Raw genomic sequence first — 19,693 nt, forward strand, 5'->3', positions numbered from 1 at the left:
TTTATTCAATCTTTCTTCCCTCTTCCTTCTTCCCTCTTCCTTACTTCTACCATTTGTAAAAAACATCGATATCCCTCAGTATAAAACCTAAATCCTACTAAAAAAATCGGGAATAATTACAGCATTTTTGAGGAAGGGCAAGATACTGTTTAATACTAATCTCTATTCCCTGTTCCCAATTCCCTATTCCTTAAACTCACAAAACTTTGTACCTTATAACTCCAAAACTGCTTTAAGCAATTTTCGCTAAAGGTTCTGAAAAGAAACCAACTTTACCTCCATAAGCACGATATAAATTTTCTTCCTGCAATACAACCTGCCGATCGCCCACAGCAATTAACTCTTTATTTAACAGAATCAAATCATCAAAATTAGTAATAGATTCCCCTAAATCATGATTAACGACTATGACAATTTTTCCAGAATTTGCTAATTCGTGAAAAATCCCAAAAATAATATTTTCGGTTTTCTGGTCAACCCCAACAAACGGTTCATCAAAACAAAAAATATCAGCTTCCTGAGCTAATGACCGTGCTAAAAATACCCGTTGCTGCTGACCGCCAGAAAGTTGACCAATAGGGCGATCGCGATAACCATCCATGCCTACTCTGGCCAACGCCTCCATCCCTATCTGCCGACTCACTGTAGAAAAGCGACGAAACCAACCTGTTTTTGCTACCCGTCCCATCATTACCACATCCCAGACAGTGGCCGGATAAGTCCAATCAATTTGCGACCTCTGAGGTACATAAGCAACTATTTTTAACTGCTCTGAAAGAGGTTTGTCATTATAGATAATAGAACCCTCACTTAAGGGAATTAACCCTAACATTCCCTTCAAGAGGGTACTTTTACCTGCGCCATTTGGTCCAATAATACCAGTTAATTTTCCTGCTTGTACTTGTAGGGTAATGTCTCGCAACGCTTCAACGGTACGATAATGGACTCTTAAATGACTTACTGTAATTTTAGTCTGATTCATTAATTTAGATTCCTATAAATATTCCCTAGCTATTACCCTTTCTATAACTCAAGAAGGAAGATTCGATAAAAAAGAATCTTCTTAAATAGGGTTTGCTGAAAAAGTATTTTAGTAGGGGTAGGAGACAGGAGACAGGAGACAGGAGACAGGAGACAGGAGACAGGAGACATGGGAATTTAGAGGAAGTAGGAGCTAAGTTTTGTCCCAAGATTGTTCTGCCCAACTATGCGCCTAAAATACTAACTTTTTGAGCGTTTTAGACTGAAACAGGCGCACTTTTTTCGTTCCCAAAAAGGCACTTGTCTTTATATGTCAATGCTTTTATATTTAATCAGCAAGCCCTAAATAAAGGTGTGCATCAAAAATCTGTTCTGGAATATAGCAGTCAAAACAAAGGGCGCGGACAGTTCAAAAGTTTAAAACTCAGACAAAGTAATACTTTTCCTTCTTTCTTCTTCCTTTTTCTTTCTTCCTTCTGCCATATCAAAAATATGAAAACAATATGATATACATTATGAAAGGAATATGAAAAATTGTCAATTAAAATTAAAATGAAATTAAGCAGTATTTCTACTAAAGGTTTCCCACAAAAGTTGTGGCCAGCATTAGGAATTTTATTGGGATTATGGATAAGTACCTGTGCCGCGCCATTTTCAGACGGTAATGAAAAAAAACCTAAAGTAGTTTCTACTAGCACCATAATTGCCGATATGACAGAAAAAATAGGTGAGGATGAAATTGAGCATCAGGGAATTATGGAACCCGGAGCTGACCCCCATATTTATGAACCTGTGCCTGCTGATAGTGTGGCTTTTGAGGAAGCGGACTTAATTGTTTACAATGGCTACAATTTGGAACCTGGTTTAATTAAACTGATGAATGCTGCTGGTATAAAAGCCCAAAAATTGGCCGTGGGGGAAAAGGTTACACCATTGCAAAATCCAGATCAGGGCGAGTTAGTGCCAGACCCCCATGTTTGGGGTGATGCAAAAAATGGGATTTTGATGGTAAATGGAATTCGGGATGCTTTGATTAATTTGTCGCCGGAAGATAAAGAGTTGTTTACGGAGAATGCAGCGAGACTAACTGAGGAGTTACTGGCAGTTGATACTTGGATTAGCGAACAAATAGCAACTATTCCAGAAAGTAAGCGCCGATTGGTGACAACCCATGATGCTTTTGAATATTATGTCAGAGCTTATGGTTTAGAGATGACTGGAACTTTAATTGGGATGAGTACCGAAGAGCAACCCAGTGCAAAGACAGTGAAAAATTTGGCAGAGGAAATTAAGAAAACTGGAGTACCTGCAATTTTTGCTGAGACAACAATTAATCCTCAGTTGATCACAACTGTAGCTCAGGAAGCAGGAGTAAAGTTAGCGCCAAGAGAGTTATATTCTGATTCTATTGGCGCTCCAGGTAGTGAGGGAGATAGTTACGTTAAAATGTTAGTGTCTAATACTCAAGTAATAGTAGAAGCTTTAGGTGGGAAATATACTGCCTTTGAGTGGGAAAAAAAATCTACTCCGGCAGTACAACCGCAGTAACTAGATTTACCGCATAATTAATAATTAAATAATTAAATAATTAAACAATTCAGCTTACTCTGCCTCCCCTTTCAAGGGGAAAAAAATAAATTTTTTCCTTATTGGTCAATCCTCTCCCTAAAAGGGAGAGGTAATTATCCATTATCCATTAATTAACCTGTTGCATAACGGTTAGCTACAAAGATTTTAGATTAAATCCGGTAGCATTTTTATAAATTTATGATTCTGCTTCTTTATAACGCTACGCATTAAGGTTAGGACATTTCTCAACCCTGTTATCGGAGCGTTTCCGCAGGAAAAACCCTTTAAAAGTTTACTATTTCCTATTCCTTATTCCCTAGCGGGTAGCGCTATCAAGTAAAAATTTCAGTATTTTATTCCTGATAACTTAATAAGTTTTTAGTATAATTAAAATATGTTCTCATACCATTTTGAAAAAAGTAGGAAAAAACAATGACATTAAGTAAAAAAGAAAGAAAAGATAAGATTCGTATAATCGCCAAAAATTCAGGTATAAGACAAGAGTACCTGGATTTAAAACTGACAGATGACGACATCTTGGAAGTGTATGAAAACTTACGTCCTTTGCAAATTGTCAAACCTGCCAATACTTACAACAGATATATGTTAAGTCAAAATACAGGTAAAGCAAATAAAAAGGCAAAGATGGCAGAAACCAAAGCTAATGCAGAAAAAGAAAGAGCAGATCGAGCTGAGAGTCAACTACAGCAATTTTTAAATCCGGAAAATTCTGAGCTTCTACAAATAGGTCGATGGTTAAAAAATGCACTATCTAAAGTAGGTAAAGAACGTGCTGAATTATTAAAAGAAAAAGACTTAGTGCATCAGACTGACTACGAACATCATGTAGAAGATATAAAAGATGCTATGGAAGAGCATCAAGAAATTGCAGAGGAAGTTGTTTTAGAAAGTCATCAACTCAAAAAAGAAGTTAACACTAAGCTTGATGTATTAAGACACCAACAAAATATGACCAAGAAATATATTATCAAGTATTACGGTATGGATGTATGGCAGAAAATTGAATATTATTTTGATAAAAAAGTAGTTTAAAAGAGGTAGTCTTAATGAAGATAGTTCAAGGTTTAAATTATCAGCAATGGCAACGAAGAAATACAGATAAATTCAAAACTCTGACAGTTGCACAACAAAAGGAAGCTCGAACACAAGGATTTTTCAATCGAGGATGGGATAGAGTTCAAAAATCATGGGACATACTTATGCCTTTTGTCAATATAGTGAATAACAATGTTGTCACTATGTTCGACCATAAACTTAATAAAGGGGATCTTATTGGTGCCATTGATCGCTCGCTCCATGAAACAGAACATATTGAAGAAGTTTTAGACCAGCAAGTTGACAAAATTGACCAAATTTTGCAGAAAGCAACAGATATATTTAAGAAAACTAAAAAACGGTTTGCCACATACGAAACAGCAATGGAGCATAGATACAATGAGCAAAGTAAGACTTGATAAACTATATACACTATATGACGCTTCTGAAATCAAAGATATTTGGGATGCAGCTCAAACAGTACTCTGTATCAAAGACCCAAAAGGAGATTTTATCAGTCCATATAAGTATCGAACTAATAAAAGCTTCAAACCATGTCCCTATTGTGGAAAAAAAATGGTGCATGGTAGACAATATTCTACTCAGTCCAAAGAAGAAGCTAAAAAACGAGGTTATGAGTACAAAACGGTTGATGGGAAACCATACATAAATCAAGCGGGTTCATTTTACTATCACGAACATTACGTTACCATTGACCACAAATTGAATAAAGCACGTTTCCCAGAAAAAATGTTTGATTATGATAACCTGGAAGCAATTTGTTGGCGTTGCAATAATGAAAAAAGTGATAATCTTATATTTGAATTAGAACACAAATTAGAACATCTTAAATCATTAAAGGAGTCTGTTTTTAACAGGTATCCAAATGCACATTAATGAAATATTTGGAAATATTTGGAAATATTTGGTATAGGAGAGTTGCTCCCTAGTGCCAACAAATTTTATAGTTACAGCAGTTTTGGAGTTGATAAGGTACAAAATTTTAGGACTTTAGGGAGTAGGGAGTAGGGAGTAGGGAAAAAAAGATTAGCCTTAAAAGCGTACCTTACTATCCTAAAAAGTGCTGTAAATTTTTACTGCCACTAGCGATCGCCTGTCAAATTCTAGCTAAAGTATTATGACTTCTTCCTTCTTTTTCCATTCAGCTATTTTGACATCACATTCCAGACAGCTAGGATTTTCTATTTTCAACAGCTTGATTTGATCGAACAATCCGCCATATAATTCCTGATTAATTGTTACAAATAATAATGAGTTAACTACTACAATAACTTGACTAATAACTGTTAGTGTAGCTCCTCCGTAGGAGGCTAACTGTTCGCTAAAATGACCTATTTTCATTGGGCTTAATTTGATTTTGCTTCAATAAAACTGCTTATTTATGTTATGACCCTTAATATTTATATATGACTTATTTCTTTATGCTTAATTCAGATTTTTTTAAAATTTCTTAATAAAAAAAAAACATAAAATCAAGATTAAGTTTACTGCTTTAATTGATACAAAACAACTCGATTATGTCCTGCTTTCTTCGCCTGATACAAAGCTTCATCAGTCCGTTGAATAATATTTTCTCCTGTAATTCCATGTAGAGGAAAACAAGCCACTCCAAGAGAAACAGTGATATGTAGCAGAGTTTATCCTTGATTTTGTAATGATAATTACCTCACTCCAGAACAAATCATTTATGCTCTTTGTTGAGCAATCTTTAGAGGAGTATTAGTTGATATCACAGTCATTTATTCTCCACCGTGACGACAAACAATATCATATTTTCTAACTTGTTTCTGTAAAAACTGCGCTACTTTTTGGAGAACAATATCTCCTACATTGTGACCATAAGTATCGTTAAACTGTTTAAAGCGATCGATATCTACCATGATAATACTTAGAGGTTGTTGATAACGTTTCGCTTTGATAACAAAATGTCAGAAAACCCTGGAAACAGTTTTTTGATAAATTATGCTAGCATTTTTTTCGTATCTTCAATTTTTTCGCAAGCTTGTAAAAAATCTATCATTTGGTTAATAGTTGCCATTTCTTGGTTGTGTTGCTCCAGTCTATTTACTGATTCTTGCAAACTCTCTACCTGTTGCTCTAGATGATTATTATTACGATGCAACATTTCAATTTTTTCAGTTTGTAGGCGATCGACTTCCTGTTGCAATATCTGAATCATTCCATGCATATCCACAGGATTCAGATTTTCCAACAAGCTAGTTTGCGTGACGAGTCCTAACAATTGGCCATCACTACCACATACTACTAATCGTTGTACTCGCAACCTTTGCATTTGTTGATGAGCTTTCCATAAGCTATCAAACGGAGTCAAACTCTGTAAAGGAGTACTCATAACTTCTGAAGCTTTGAATTGTTTGATATTCATCCCCAGTGCTTGAAATTGCACAATATCTCTTTGTGTGACAATTCCAATATGATATAATCTCTGTTGTGGATCTGTGCGAATTATTACTATACAACTAATATCATGTCCGGTTGAACAGTGATAAATAAATAACTACGGAGGAGTCAGGAGTCAGGAGTCAGGAGTCAGGAGGGAAGAAAGAAGAAGGAAGAAGGAAGAAGAAGAACAGGAGAAGAAGGAGAGAGTTTTTTTGATCACTAATTATCCGGACATGATATAACTCGATACTTTACCATTTTTTCTACCAAAGTAAATATAGATAGATCTGGCGTTCCATGAATAACATCAGTAGTCATATCAAATCCGTTTAATTCGGTATAAAAAAATGTTCCATCTTCAACCATTTCCAAATATTTCTCGATCTCCCCACATTCCCCTCCTGGGAGGGGTTAGGGGTGGGTTCCCACACTCCCCCACTCCCTATCTTTAATATTGACGCGATTTAGCAATTTTCAAACTGAGTAAAATTACTGGTATAATCCCTACCAAAACAATTGCTAAAGCTGGACCTGCTGCCTCCGTTAGCCGCTCATCAGAAGCCAAATTATAAACCCTCACTGCTAAGGTATCAAAATTAAACGGACGAATTACCATTGTTGCAGGTAACTCTTTCATCACATCCACAAAAGTTAGCATTGCTCCAGTTAATAACCCTCCCCACATCATCGGTGCATGAACTTTAACCAGAGTCTTCGTAGCTCCATAACCTAAACTTCGGGAAGCATCATCTAAACTTGGTTTGATTTTAAGCAAGCTTGACTCCACAGCACCAAATGCTACCGCCATAAACCTCACCAAATAAGCAAACACTAATGCTGTAATAGTTCCACTGAATAATAAACCAGTTGATATCCCAAATCTTGAACGCATGAAGCTATCAATGATATTATCAACCGCACCTATAGGAATCAAAATTCCTACTGCAATAACTGAACCCGGTACAGCATAACCCATTGCAGCAATGCGGGTTGATAAACGCATTCCCAAATTTCGATTCAACCGCACGCCATAAGCCATAATTAAGGCGATCGCTACAGCAAAAACAGCAGTAACTCCTGCCAAAATCAAACTATGGGAAGCATAATTCCAAAACTGTCCCCGAAAACTTTCCCCACTTTCAGCAATAGTCATTTCTAATAATAATCCTGCTGGCAACAGAAAACCCAACAAGACTGGCAGCAAACAAGCAAATAAACTGACTATCCCACGTATTCCACCTAAATGAAACTGCTGCAATTTTTGATACTGACTGCTAGTTTGATAATATTTTGCCTGCCGACGCGACCATAACTCCAGCAAAATTAACCATAAAATAAATAACATTAATACTGCTGCCAACTGTGCTGCTGCAACTCTCTCTCCCATGCCAAACCAAGTTCGATAAATGCCAGTGGTAAATGTTTCGACTCCAAAATATTGCACTGTTCCGAAATCATTGAGAGTCTCCATCAGTGCTAGAGCTAAACCTGCCATTATTGCTGGTCGAGCTAGAGGTAAAGCTATTTTATAAAAGCTACGCCAAGGGTTGCATCCCAGGGAGCGACTAGCTTCTAAAGTACAGGTTGATTGTTCTAAAAAAGCGACCCGTGTTAATAAGTAAACATAAGGATATAGGGTAAGGGTTAACAAAGCGATCGCTCCTCCAATGGAACGAATCTCCGGAAACCAATAATCACTGACACTTGCCCAACCAAATACCTCTCGCAACCACATTTGTACAGGTCCATAAAATTCTAGTAATTCTGTGTAGGTGTAGGCAAGAATATAGGCGGGAGTTGCCAATGGTAGCAGCATTGCCCATTCAAAGATGCGACTACCAGGAAAGCGACACATTGTGACTAACCATGCTACCCCTACTCCGATGACGACAACTCCACAACCTACTCCTACCATTAAGATGAAGGAGTTTAACAGATAACGGGGTAAAACTGTAGAAGCTAAATGACTCCAAATTTCTCCTGTATCCGAGAAAATACTGCTGAGAATAAATACTACAGGAGCTGAGATTAATAAAGCGATCGCTATGACAAATACTGTCCAAGCATTCCAGTTGAAATAGTTAAATTTTTTCACATTATCAAACATTTTGATTTTATACATTAGAGACTATAGCGCTGCGCGCAGGCAACAGGCAATAGGCAACAGCGGTGCGACCCCGCGTCGGCGTCAGACGCAAGGGAATGCGCACCAAGAGAGGCAATAGGGGAAATAAAAAACCGTTGGCGCAAGCATTCCGTAGGAAATCATATAAGACTTTTAGTTATTAGACATCTCCAAAAATAAAAAATAAAATCAATTATCATACAGAAATTATCAATTATTTTCCCCCTCCATACCTATTCCCTATTCCCTCTTTTCTGGAGATGTCTATTACGTAATACTATTTCTGAATAGAAAAGTAATACTATCAGGACTTATATCATATAGCAATATGATTTTAGTTGTGAGATATTGAAGACTTTTGTTTTAGGTATGGAGGGAATAGGGAATAGGGAATAGGAAAGAAATGAATACATAAGAATAAGATAACTACTATATTCTATGCTTTAAAGGAATACCTCAATTCTCACATCTGATTTCTGATTGCTATATATAGAATTTTCTCTTCAGCATAGCTGCCTTCTGCCCTCTGCCATCTAGAAATAGTAAGCGTACCGTCACACACCCTACTTTATTGGCAAATAGCCTCTTAGAAAATTTCCAGAAACTTAATGAGAATATCTCCTAAAAATTAGGTTAATATAATTGAGAAGTAAATAATGTTCTAGACATATTTTAAGAATTTAAGGGAGGTTAAACAATAAATGGCCCAATCTGTAATTCTCTGTTTGGAGAGTGTCAGCAAACAATTTTCTCGCACTGCTACCCCTGCGGTGCAAAATGTCAATTTAACATTGTACCAAGGGGATATACTAGGGTTATTGGGGCCTTCAGGTTGTGGCAAAACAACTTTATTGAGAATGATTGCTGGATTTGAGCAACCACAGTCAGGTATTATTACTATTAATGAGCGAGTAGTTGCTGGTGTAAATGATTGGGTGCCACCGGAAAAACGAGATGTTGGTATGGTCTTCCAAGATTATGCCTTATTTCCCCATCTAACGGTAGCTAAAAATATTGCATTTGGTTTACATAATTCTGGCAAAAAGTCAAGTAGGCAAATTAATCATCAGGTTGCAGATGCTCTGGAGTTAGTTGGTTTATCTGGTTTGGAAAGTCGTTATCCCCACGAACTTTCTGGGGGTCAACAGCAACGGGTAGCTTTGGCGCGTGCTTTGGCACCAAATCCAGCTTTAGTATTATTGGATGAACCTTTGAGTAATTTGGATGTACAAGTCAGAATTAGATTACGGCAAGAATTACGAGATATTCTCAAAAATGCTGGTGCTTCGGGAATTTTTGTTACTCACGATCAAGAAGAGGCAATGGCTATTTCTGATCGGGTGGCAGTAATGCGAGCTGGATGTGTGGAACAGTTTGGTACTCCGGAAGATATTTATACTGAACCTGCTTCTCAGTTTGTGGCTGAATTTGTAACTCAGGCTAATTTTTTATCTGCACGTCGTCAAGGTCAGGTGTGGGAAACGGAACTTGGGGGTTTTGAATTAACAGATAATCATTTATTTTGTGGAAAAATTGGTAGCTTAGATGAATTTGATCGAGTTGAGTTAATGATTCGTCAGGAAGATTTGATGTTAAAACCTGATGATGGCGGGTCTGTAGTGATTCGCGATCGCCAATTTTTAGGTCGTGAATTTCGTTATTCTTTACGCACTGAATCTGGACAAGAATTAATTGCTCGTACAACTCCACAAGTAGCATTGCCCATTGGAATTAAGGTTAAGGTATCTATTACAGAGGATTGTTTGAGGGTCTTTCCTTCTACATCTACTAAAAATCTGGCGTTAGTGAAATCACTGGGTGATTTTGTACGGCAGGCGAGGTAAAAAATACGTTGTTGCCGACCTATTTATAGAACCCTTATGGAATCTATTTAAAAATATAGGGGGAGTGTGGGGAGTGTGGGGAGTGTGAGGAGATGGTGAATCTGGAGGGAAATTTCCACCTTTTTCCCTATTCTATTTCTCTAGATCCTGATCTCAAATCCGTTTTATTGGACATAAAAAAATTCTCCAATCGTTATAACTACGCTCATCTTTGTAATTCTCTCTCCTCCTGAGGACTGAGGACTGACTCCTCCTGACTTAAGCATTCTATAACTGTTTAACCGGATTTGATCTGAGAAAGTCCTCCTGACTCCTTTGCCAAAAACCCGTATCGCGTGCAAAGATACCATGAGACTTCTATAGGTATTCAATTTTTAACAATAGATGAGTTGATTGCAAGCTGGAGTAATAAAGCGATGGTGTTAGTGGAGTCGCACCCAGACTTTTATCAAAACTTAGACTATAGAAATAAAGTTAGCGGTTTGTAGCATTAACTAGGACATTGGAGTTATGGCCTTATCATTGCTAAGGTTTTACTGTTAAACCTGTTTATCAGTATGATTTTTTTCTTTAATACAAATCCTGACAAACGATGTACTGACTCGAACGGATAGGGATATGCTAACTGGAGTAGCGATCACTGTTTTAGTAATAAACGCCATCGCTGTTAGTCTCAAATTTATCCAATCAATGCTCATTGCTCACCTTGCCCAATGCTTGGAGCTAGATATCATCTTAGAATTTTGGATAAAGTTTTTCGAGCACTAATTATCCCCAGTCAGCAGGTGCAGAAACCGGGTTTCTCTAGATAGTAATAAATTTTGCCTTGATCGCTAACTAACTGATAGCTACAGCCTCTTCAACAGCATTATCATGTTCTACTCGGAAAACATTCGCACTTAGGTTCGCTACTATCTTTTTTCCTTGTTGAGTAAGATTTAGATAAGCGATCGCATCCTTAACGTAGCTATAAACTACATTCCAGTAAAACTTAGGATAGCCCCGACGTAAATCACCTGGATTATGATATCCCAGTATTTTATTCTGGCCTGTTTCCTCAAACTCATAGAAAAGGGCACTAATTTTTTGTAAATAACGGGGGTCGCTTAATTGACCTATTAGATCTGCTGCCCTCACCAAACCAGGATAGTTTTCCTTATCCTGATGATCTTCATCTGCTGGTACTGGAAAACGAGTCAGTTCTATGTTACGCTTAATTACTTCTGCATCAATTAACTTATGACCTCCAAAGCGTTCCTCAATAAATAGTTTACCTCGGTCAACATGATAAGGAGTTAGGTTAGCATCCGTAGCGCCTCTAGGTAAAGATACACTGGTACCATCTATGCCTGTAGCATACAATCTTAAGTCTCCTCTATCTTGACGACATACACCTTTGACATATCCAATATCGTGACAAAGTAAGGAAATGTGGTAGTGTAGCCAATCTTCACAAGAAACTCCGCCCTCACGGATATGCTTCCCGCGTAAAATTTCTTGTCCCACTAAAGTTACAAGAATAGTATGTTCTACATTGTGATACAGGGCATCACTATTAGCAATATTTTCTAATGCCATTCCGGCCGCCCAGGCAATAATATCAGCATAATCTGCTTTATATCCACCATAAGTATGACGATAGCCATTAGTCAGCCGTTTTATGAAGGCATCAATTAAAAGTTCTGTGGAGTTAAACATCTGCAGTCTCCTAATTTAAATTTTCTATTTCACTGAATTTCAGTTTAATGAACTTATACACTTTTTTATTTACCATCATCAACAAATTATCTCACTTCATTTTCTTTTTTTCATTCCTCTATACTACTTATTATTATTTTTAGCCATAGTGAAAAAGTTAATTTCAGGTTTCAATATATAGCAATTTTATTTGTGATATCTCCTAGGCTTTTAGAGAACAGGGAACAGGGAATAGGGAATGAGAAACACCTAAGCAATAAAATCCTCACGAATGATTTAGGATTGCTATATCTACATTGATTGAATACTTAGATGCTATCCAAAGTTTGAGGTGGAAGATTATCTATTAATCATTTTGTAATAGTTTTTCCATTGCATATCTCAAACTAGATTGTCATCTTTTATTTTACAAATAGTTCTGTGAACCCTGCAACTTTTCTCTCAAATATTTGATTTTATATTGATATTTTAAATATTGATTTTATACATTACTTTCTTGTTATGTAATTGTCAAAAATCTCTTATAAGCTTCTAATAAAGAACAAAGTATTACAGCTTAATAGTGTAAAAAAATCTGTATATATTGATGATATTTTGTAAATTTTACACAAACTGCTATATTTATTTTTGAAGTTATTTAGCAAAAAAAAGATATTTACAATGATAAAAAAAAATCTCTACACTTCATTTTTTCCTGCTTTTTCGTCAATATAATATTTACAGCTAAAATGTAAATGCCACATATTTCTGTGTTATTTACTATTGACACATTAAGTTTACCATTCTATATTCGAGATAGCTTGATTTAACTATAAAATCACAAAAATAAAATTATAGTCCCGTCCTGTGATTGACGATTATGGTTAATATTCTTTTCAAAAATTATAGTTATTATAATTTAATTACCAATATACTTCAAACCTTGATAGTAATTTTTTTAATAACTATTATATGTAATTTAATCTCGATTTGTCAGTGATTAACATCTACTATTGGTTGTGATAGTAAAAAATCACTAATGTGATTTTAATCACAATAATAAAAAAATATTATATTAACATCCGTAAAAATCAAAATAGTAATAATGAAAAATCGCAAAAATAAATATCAAAATATATTTTATTAACCCAATTATGAAGACAGTGTCTTTAATAAACTAACCCAAAAAGTTAAACAATTGCCGGCTAGTTTACCTTGGCATCAACGCTGTTATGTTTGATCTTTTTCTTATATTTTATGTGGTTATTCTCCAGAAAAACAAGCAGATTTTTTAGATGATTATATAGCTGATGGTTTAGCAGTAAACATGATACAAGATATAGATAAGATTAACAGGGTGAACAAATATCTAAGACGGTTTCGTACTCAAACAAAAATCAATCAAAATGTACTCATAAATTATATTAGACAATATTATATTCATTCTGCTCAAGATGTACGCTGTCAAACTCTACAATATTTATAATTGGCATTAAAATGAGTCATTAATACAGAAAAAAAAATCAAATATTTAACTATATTTTGGGATTTGAAATGAGAAACTAGCTCGTATTCAAACAAATCAATATAATTTTATTAAAACATATATAAAACCAATTCAGCACGCTCATCTTAATGGCATTATTGTACCTAAAGATAAAGGAATATTTTTTGCAAAAAGAGATTATTATGTGCAAATACCTGAACTATCTCCAAAAAAGTTAGTGACTTTAGTAATAGCAACTTTTACGACTGATAAAGTTACTAAGTGTGGTTTTCTGATCGCTCGCCATATTAAAGCTTTAAAATTTGATTTTGATTATATATTTCAACAGCAAGAGGAAGAATAAATTTTTCCTCTAGAATTTTAGTCTCTAGTTAATTAGAAGAAAATCCTTCAAATATCTCTGTTAGAAATATATTAAATAATTAAATATTTAGCTGCTTTGATCTACAGTATTTTCAGACTAGTTATAATATAGGAATATTAAATAATTTATGATAAATTGATTACTTGATGTCTCTTAAACCCTAAATATCTACAATATCTCACAGTTAAAATGTAAATGCTATACTTCAATAAAGTAATAATATCCTGATAATCTAAGCCCTAGGACATAGACCAAAGATGTTAAATATACTGATACCATTAAAAATATAAATAAACCAAATTTAGGAGCCTGTTGTGCTGCTATCGAAAGGATTTGAAGTAGAAATGTACACTGGCACACCCCAAGGTAATACTGTTGGCCTGTCAGACCAAATTGTGGCCAAAGTAGAGGGGTTTGTTAGGGAGCCAGATAGTAGAAATGTAGAATACACAACTGCACCATTGTGTAGCTACGCTCAACTTTTATGTGCTCTAGTAAAGCCAAGACTGAAATTGAGAAGTTATTTAAACACTTTAGGGGATTACACAATAATTCCAGGAAGTACCTTATCTTTAGGAGGTAGTGATACCTTTGAACGCTCTGACCCTAACAACCCATATCACACATATATACAACAAACTTACGGTGCAAAAGTCGTTACAACCAGTATTCATATAAATATTGGTATTAGTGAACCAGAATTATTGATGCGAGCCATTCGCTTGATCCGAATGGAAGCCCCTTTATATTTAGCCCTAAGTGCCTCTTCTCCTTTTATAGATGGCCAGGCTACAGGCTTTCACTCTACTCGTTGGACTACTTTTCCGAAAACTCCAGCTTATGTCCCTCTATTTGAAAGTCATAGTCATTTCATCAAATGGACTGAAGAGAAAGTTGCTACAGGTGTTATGCAAAATGTCCGCCATCTTTGGTGTTCTGTGCGGCCTAATGGCGATCGCCGTCCCTATAATCTTAATCGTCTAGAATTAAGAATTTGTGACTTCGTGAGTAACCCAGTTATGCAGCTGGCCTTGGTAGCTTTATTAGAAGCTCGTTTATGGCAATTATTTGACGATCCTAGTCTCGACCCCTTAGAAAAAAGTAATTTATCTGCAACTAACCGTTTGGAAGATTTAGTCGCTTTAGCAGATAATAATGAAATAGCAGCAGCTCATCATAGCCTTGAAGCTCAACTCTCCCATTGGCAAGATGGTAGAACTATTTTAGCGAAAAATTGGATTGAGGAAATTTATCAACAGGTTTTACCTTATGCCAAAAAACTTGGCTTTAGTTGCTTTCTTTCTCCAATCAAAAAAATTATTCGGGAAGGCAATACAGCACAAAAATGGTTAGATCAATATAACAGTAGTCTTGACAGTCGGAGCGTAATTAAAGCAGCAATTTTGGAGATGGCACAACAAGAAGAAGAGCTAGAAGATCAATTATGTCAATCAATGGTGGCCTAACTTAATACCATTTCATTTAGTTCAGCTACATAGGTTGAAAGGAGTCAGGAATCAGGAGTTATACCAAATCTCAAAAGTTTTGCTACATATCCTTTCCTTGTAATGGGGAGATGAAATGGTAACTAAATATAGCATTTATACATGAGAAAATTGATTAAGAGTCAGGAATTAAGGTAAATAGCATTCTTTATTTGAATTGTTATAACTTCTACTATATCAAAATTTTTTTCTGAACTAGGGGTAGTGGCAAAGGAAGCACCAGGAGCGTGGGGAGATGGGGAGATGGGGAGTACCGGGTACCGGGAGTGTGGGAGAAATTAAAAAATATATTATATATCCTCATCATTATCATGCAAGACTACCGAACTAGGAAATCAAAATATAGTGTTTCTAGGATCAGAACGGTGAGGCACGACACTAGCCTAGAAAGTAAAACTAACAAAACTAAGATAAGATTAGGGGAGAAAAACCTAATTGCTATATTAGGCATATAGTTAAGTTTTTATTATACCTATATTGTATTGAATTATTGAATTTTCAGAGAAATCCTAAAACTTAAAGGTAGGATCTTCTAGCTAACAACTTTAATGTTCTCAATATCAAAATAAATTGATTTAATGCCTCAAATTGTTCTAGTATATCCGCAAATTCCCCCAAATACAGGAAATGTTGCTCGTACTTGTGCTGCTACTAATACAGAATTACATCTAGTAAAACCTTTGGGTTTTGAAATTAGCGATCGCTATTTGAAACGGGCAGGTTTAGATTACTGGCCTTATGTTAAACTATATGACCACGATAACTTCAAAGAGTTTCAAACCTATCATCAGCAACGAGGTGGAAGACTGGTAGGTTTTAGTGCAAAGGGAGCTTCTAATTATACTAAATTTCAATACCAAACAAATGATTGGCTATTGTTTGGTTCAGAAACTAATGGACTACCACAAGATGTCCTAGAGTATTGTGTAGCAACTCTCTATATACCAATGACACAGCCAAAGGTTCGTAGTTTAAATCTTTCTGTTAGTGCTGCCTTGGGTTTATTTGAAGCCAGGCGTCAATTGGATTATCTGAGTTAAAATCATTATTCTGATAATATCTATACATCTATAATCTTTATTTACTATTTACAGATATGTATATTAATGATGAAAAACATCATATATCCCTAATTAAAACTATACTGCCACACTAAATATAGTTTTGATCGCTCAAAAATCTTTAACTTCTTAAATATTCCAATTATAAGTATTTAATGGGTCATTTTGCTCTGTATAAGTATGACGCATACAGTCTGTAATTCTATATCTATCTATATATAAGAAATTTCTATATATCTAATAATTGCCACAACTGCCAAGTTAGTGTATACCAAAATTTAGATGATATTTTCTCCTGAAATCCTTTTGTTCGTCTAGAGGGTATTTACTAAAGGACTAAATAATTCAGAGAAAAATACAATTGGATTATTTCCAAATAACATGGCAAAAATAAACTACGAGCAAGAATGTTGTAATATTTAGTGCCTTAAAAGTTAGTTACTTTTTTTGTGCTATTTTTGGCCATTAAATAAAAATCAAATTAAAATTATCCTTGCTTTTTTTATGAAACCAAGATACCCTAGCCTAAGTTTGATGTTTGTCAGTGATCTTGATCTCTAAAATAGAGTGAATTATGTCATTGACAAAGAAAAATTAATTAAGGATAGTTAAACCCTTGTCGATAGGAGGTCGTTCTTTGAAACGAACATTTCCAAGTAAAGGAAAATCTGCCGCTATCTGTGAACTTCACACAGAAGCAACTATTGATCAGTCAAAACAAATAAGTATAGTTGGTAGCAAAAAAACTTCTTCCGCTGCTGCCATGATTGGACTTGCTGCCATTTCAACCACTATGGGTGCATCAGGCATCCTGTTGTCTGGGAAAGGCAATATCGCAGTCGCAGCCGAACTTCCTGGAGTGGACACTAACAAACATGAACTTTCAACTAGAGAGTTAAATGTTACTGGAGTTAGTAGGTCAAAAGGTCTACTACTTCAGAAATTAACCCAAGGGTATGTAGAGGTAGAAGAAAATACTGATTCTGAAGTTGAAGCAACTCAACCTGAGACTGTCCTGCCCTCAGAACATACACTAGGAGAAAAATCCTTTTTTCCTATAGAACTTCAACACAAATATAGCCAGACTAAAGCCAGAAAATCTGAACAAGAGAAAGAGACTTTAGTTTTTTCTGAACCGAAAATTAATAAATTAGAAACTAATGAGTTGCCTCCTCTAGGACTTCTGGCTAAAGTGCAGGACAAGGAGCCAATAGGCAGTAATAGTAAGCTAATTGACCGATTAAAAGTAGAAATTAATCCTGTCCAAAAACCAGAAAACCTCTCGACAAAAAGTTCGCTGGAGTTGAGGTATGAGCAGTATATTTCTGATCCCGTAGGAAAGTCATTTGATAAATCAAAGGAAAAATTCCTAGAAAATAGAAATGGCAAATCAGAAAATTTAGTTGTTGAAGAACCAGCTCTACAGATGGCCACATCCTCTGAATCAGACAATAGTCCCACAGCTAAACAAGTAGGTGATAGTCAAATAGATATTGCTCAAGAGTCAATCAAGGCTCAAGGGACTAAACTACAGGGGGCAGTGGTTATTGATTCTGAGATGACATCTACACCAGTTTCATTGGTATATAAGGTGCGTGTGGGAGACACGCTAAGTTTAATTGCCAAGGAAAACAATGTATCTGTCGAAGTATTAGCTAGAGCTAATAATATCAAAAATCTAGACGTAATTGAAGCAGCTAAATTACTTAAAATTCCTCAGCAACCATTTTCTGAATCATTAAAACTGGTAAGTTCTACCAGTAGCAATTCTACAAAAGAGGAATTTAGTCAACCTTCTTTGGAAACTACAGCTAACCAATTCAATATTCCTGAAGCCAAGCTTCCTAATATAAAATCTAATTATTTATCGTACAGCGTACCAAGTTTGACTGGAGCTGAAGTTGCACCACAGAGAAGTGTACAACTAGTTTCTTGGTCTGAAGGTCTAAACGATCAAGAACATCAAATACACAAGAAACCAAAAGAATTTTCAACTTTAACACAGTTGGTTGTTACAGATAGCCCTAAAAATCCCTTAGTTAATAAAGTATGGCCTGATAATCTAGGTGCAAGGGAATCTAGACAAAATTCTTTTAGTAATAGTCAACCCGTTCAACCACTACCAGTGGACATAAATACTGAGAGTGATGAGTTACTACCAACAGCAAAATCTGAAGGTCAAAACAATCCTTATGCTAACCGTTTAAGGTCAGAAATAAGCAGGCTAAGAGAGGAATATAATAATCAAAAAGAACTTGAAGATTCTCAAATAATAACCTCAGAAGCAATAAATATTCCAGTGCCTGAGCCGTCGTCTTCACAACAGAATTTACCGAATAATTCTCAAATTCTGACTGAGAACAATAGTAGTAGGTACTTACAACCAACTTATCAGGAAGAAGTAAGTAGCAGCCAGACCACACAATGGTCTGAAGAAATGGGAACTAACAGACCTGAAATCAGAAATCCTGCTACAGTTGTTAAAGAACTACCCCTAGAAAGAGAAATTAGTCAATCTCAAGGGTCATCATTCATGGCCACATCACCAACAGGAGCTAACTTTAATGAGATTCTGAATAATCCTTCACTAGGAAAAATGGTTTCTCCAGACTTGCCACCTTTGGGTAAAGCTGATACCTATTTACCTGGTGGTTCAATGCAATTTACTGGGTATACATGGCCTAGTAAGGGTACTCTAACATCTGGTTATGGTTGGCGGTGGGGAAGAATGCACCGTGGTATTGATATAGCAGCACCTACTGGTACTCCTATTGTTGCTGCTGCTCCTGGTGTTGTCACCTATGCTAATTGGAATAGCGGAGGGTATGGTAACTTAGTGGAAATTAAGCATCCCAATGGTAGTCTGACAGTCTATGCTCATAACAGTCAAATTCTTGTGAGAGAAGGTCAAAAAGTTGCTCAGGGTGAACTAATTGCTAAAATGGGAAGCACTGGACGTAGTACTGGCCCACACTTACATTTTGAAATTCATCCAACAGGAAATGGAGCTGTTAATCCAATGGCTCTTTTACGTTCGGGAGTGGCATATCATTAGGTTAGGTATTGCATAATCATCGTAAAATTTCGGTAAGTCGGAAAAGTGCCAGTTTGAACAGCTGGATGCAAAGGACTCAAAGGATTTTTATCCGTAGTCAAAAAAATGTGTTATAATTAACCAAAAATTTCAAAGGTAGCCTCAATGGTATTTTGGCCGGAGAGAGTAGTGGCAATTGATGCCCCCTAGTGAATTACTGGTGTATACGTACTACGGTATGCTACTGACAATTTAGTTAAAGCAATGTGAAAATCGTGGTTTTTACCCGATTTACAACTCCTAGTCACAAATCCACGCTGATTTATGCCGTGGAGTGCCAAAATTGGGATGATTTTATATAGTACAGTTATTTTTATCCCAACACATGTAAATATGTAATGGGAACAAATCAAGACCTCCTAGTACTCAGAACTTATTCTAACTCCCTAATCCCATCTGAAAATCTTCCTATTTTCAGTACAACGTCTCCAACTTGAAAAATGTTAATATCCCCATTCTTGTAAGTTAAAATGGGGACAGGGATAT

Annotated in this window: 15 protein-coding genes and 1 pseudogene; 10 read left to right on the top strand and 6 right to left on the bottom strand. The window is 35.8% G+C overall.

Translation table 11 applies throughout. The features are described 5' to 3' along the window. Positions 1-232: 232 nt before the first annotated feature. The gene (locus tag F6K06_RS05995; RefSeq protein WP_124147098.1) at positions 233-982 is read right to left on the bottom strand and encodes a metal ABC transporter ATP-binding protein; all 750 of its coding nucleotides are present in this window, start codon (positions 980-982) and stop codon (positions 233-235) included. A 92-nt stretch (positions 983-1,074) separates the two neighbouring features. Between F6K06_RS05995 and F6K06_RS06000 the strand changes: the two genes are divergently transcribed. The 5 genes from F6K06_RS06000 to F6K06_RS06020 all read left to right on the top strand — a co-directional run bounded on the left by F6K06_RS06000 (position 1,075) and on the right by F6K06_RS06020 (position 4,503). Further along, positions 1,075-1,233: a hypothetical protein gene (locus F6K06_RS06000; protein WP_287240338.1), complete on the top strand. Its 159-nt coding sequence runs from the start codon at positions 1,075-1,077 to the stop codon at positions 1,231-1,233. Between the two features lie 300 nt (positions 1,234-1,533). Then, on the top strand, positions 1,534-2,529 hold the full coding sequence (locus tag F6K06_RS06005; RefSeq protein ID WP_124147608.1) for a metal ABC transporter solute-binding protein, Zn/Mn family: 996 nt from the start codon (positions 1,534-1,536) through the stop codon (positions 2,527-2,529). A gap of 453 nt (positions 2,530-2,982) precedes the next feature. Next, positions 2,983-3,603 (top strand): hypothetical protein, encoded by a 621-nt coding sequence (locus F6K06_RS06010; RefSeq protein WP_124147604.1) that lies wholly within the window; start codon positions 2,983-2,985, stop codon positions 3,601-3,603. A gap of 14 nt (positions 3,604-3,617) precedes the next feature. Then, positions 3,618-4,025, top strand: a complete 408-nt coding sequence (locus F6K06_RS06015) for a hypothetical protein (RefSeq protein ID WP_124147603.1) — start codon at positions 3,618-3,620, stop codon at positions 4,023-4,025. After that, positions 4,006-4,503 carry an HNH endonuclease gene (locus tag F6K06_RS06020; protein ID WP_124147602.1) on the top strand — a complete coding sequence of 166 codons (498 nt, stop codon included), beginning with the start codon at positions 4,006-4,008 and terminating at the stop codon, positions 4,501-4,503. The genes F6K06_RS06015 and F6K06_RS06020 overlap by 20 nt, the downstream gene beginning before the upstream one ends. A gap of 231 nt (positions 4,504-4,734) precedes the next feature. Here F6K06_RS06020 and F6K06_RS06025 read toward each other — a convergent pair whose 3' ends face one another. The 4 genes and pseudogenes from F6K06_RS06025 to F6K06_RS06040 all read right to left on the bottom strand — a co-directional run bounded on the left by F6K06_RS06025 (position 4,735) and on the right by F6K06_RS06040 (position 8,152). Then, positions 4,735-4,968 carry a hypothetical protein gene (locus F6K06_RS06025; protein WP_124147601.1) on the bottom strand — a complete coding sequence of 78 codons (234 nt, stop codon included), beginning with the start codon at positions 4,966-4,968 and terminating at the stop codon, positions 4,735-4,737. Between the two features lie 143 nt (positions 4,969-5,111). Next, a pseudogene (locus tag F6K06_RS06030) lies at positions 5,112-5,546 on the bottom strand (diguanylate cyclase). Positions 5,547-5,587: 41 nt separating this feature from the next. Continuing rightward, positions 5,588-6,013: a CBS domain-containing protein gene (locus tag F6K06_RS06035; protein ID WP_287323191.1), complete on the bottom strand. Its 426-nt coding sequence runs from the start codon at positions 6,011-6,013 to the stop codon at positions 5,588-5,590. A gap of 465 nt (positions 6,014-6,478) precedes the next feature. Next, entirely contained in the window at positions 6,479-8,152 is a 1,674-nt protein-coding gene (locus tag F6K06_RS06040; protein WP_240039192.1) for an iron ABC transporter permease, read from the bottom strand. Between the two features lie 704 nt (positions 8,153-8,856). On the opposite strand from F6K06_RS06040, the gene F6K06_RS06045 reads away from it, so the two are divergent. Next, positions 8,857-9,999 carry an ABC transporter ATP-binding protein gene (locus F6K06_RS06045; RefSeq protein WP_124147597.1) on the top strand — a complete coding sequence of 381 codons (1,143 nt, stop codon included), beginning with the start codon at positions 8,857-8,859 and terminating at the stop codon, positions 9,997-9,999. An 837-nt stretch (positions 10,000-10,836) separates the two neighbouring features. On the opposite strand, the gene F6K06_RS06050 is transcribed toward F6K06_RS06045, so the two are convergent. Beyond that, on the bottom strand, positions 10,837-11,697 hold the full coding sequence (locus tag F6K06_RS06050; protein WP_287240328.1) for an Npun_R2479 family HD domain-containing metalloprotein: 861 nt from the start codon (positions 11,695-11,697) through the stop codon (positions 10,837-10,839). Positions 11,698-13,367: 1,670 nt separating this feature from the next. Here F6K06_RS06050 and F6K06_RS33790 point away from each other — a divergent pair. From F6K06_RS33790 to F6K06_RS06070, 4 genes are all read left to right on the top strand, one after another. After that, positions 13,368-13,526, top strand: coding sequence for a hypothetical protein (locus tag F6K06_RS33790; protein ID WP_338043266.1), 159 nt, complete (start codon positions 13,368-13,370; stop codon positions 13,524-13,526). Positions 13,527-13,861: 335 nt separating this feature from the next. After that, a complete protein-coding gene (gshA, locus tag F6K06_RS06060) occupies positions 13,862-15,013 on the top strand; it encodes a glutamate--cysteine ligase (protein WP_124147595.1) in 1,152 nt (383 codons plus the stop codon). 617 nt (positions 15,014-15,630) lie between these two features. Continuing rightward, a complete protein-coding gene (locus F6K06_RS06065; protein WP_124147594.1) occupies positions 15,631-16,092 on the top strand; it encodes a tRNA (cytidine(34)-2'-O)-methyltransferase in 462 nt (153 codons plus the stop codon). Between the two features lie 658 nt (positions 16,093-16,750). Further along, entirely contained in the window at positions 16,751-19,168 is a 2,418-nt protein-coding gene (locus F6K06_RS06070; RefSeq protein WP_124154908.1) for a peptidoglycan DD-metalloendopeptidase family protein, read from the top strand. The last annotated feature ends 525 nt before the right edge of the window (positions 19,169-19,693 follow it).

The sequence above is a fragment of the Okeania sp. SIO1H4 genome (assembly GCF_010672695.1).
Classification (GTDB): Bacteria; Cyanobacteriota; Cyanobacteriia; order Cyanobacteriales; family Microcoleaceae; genus Okeania; species Okeania hirsuta.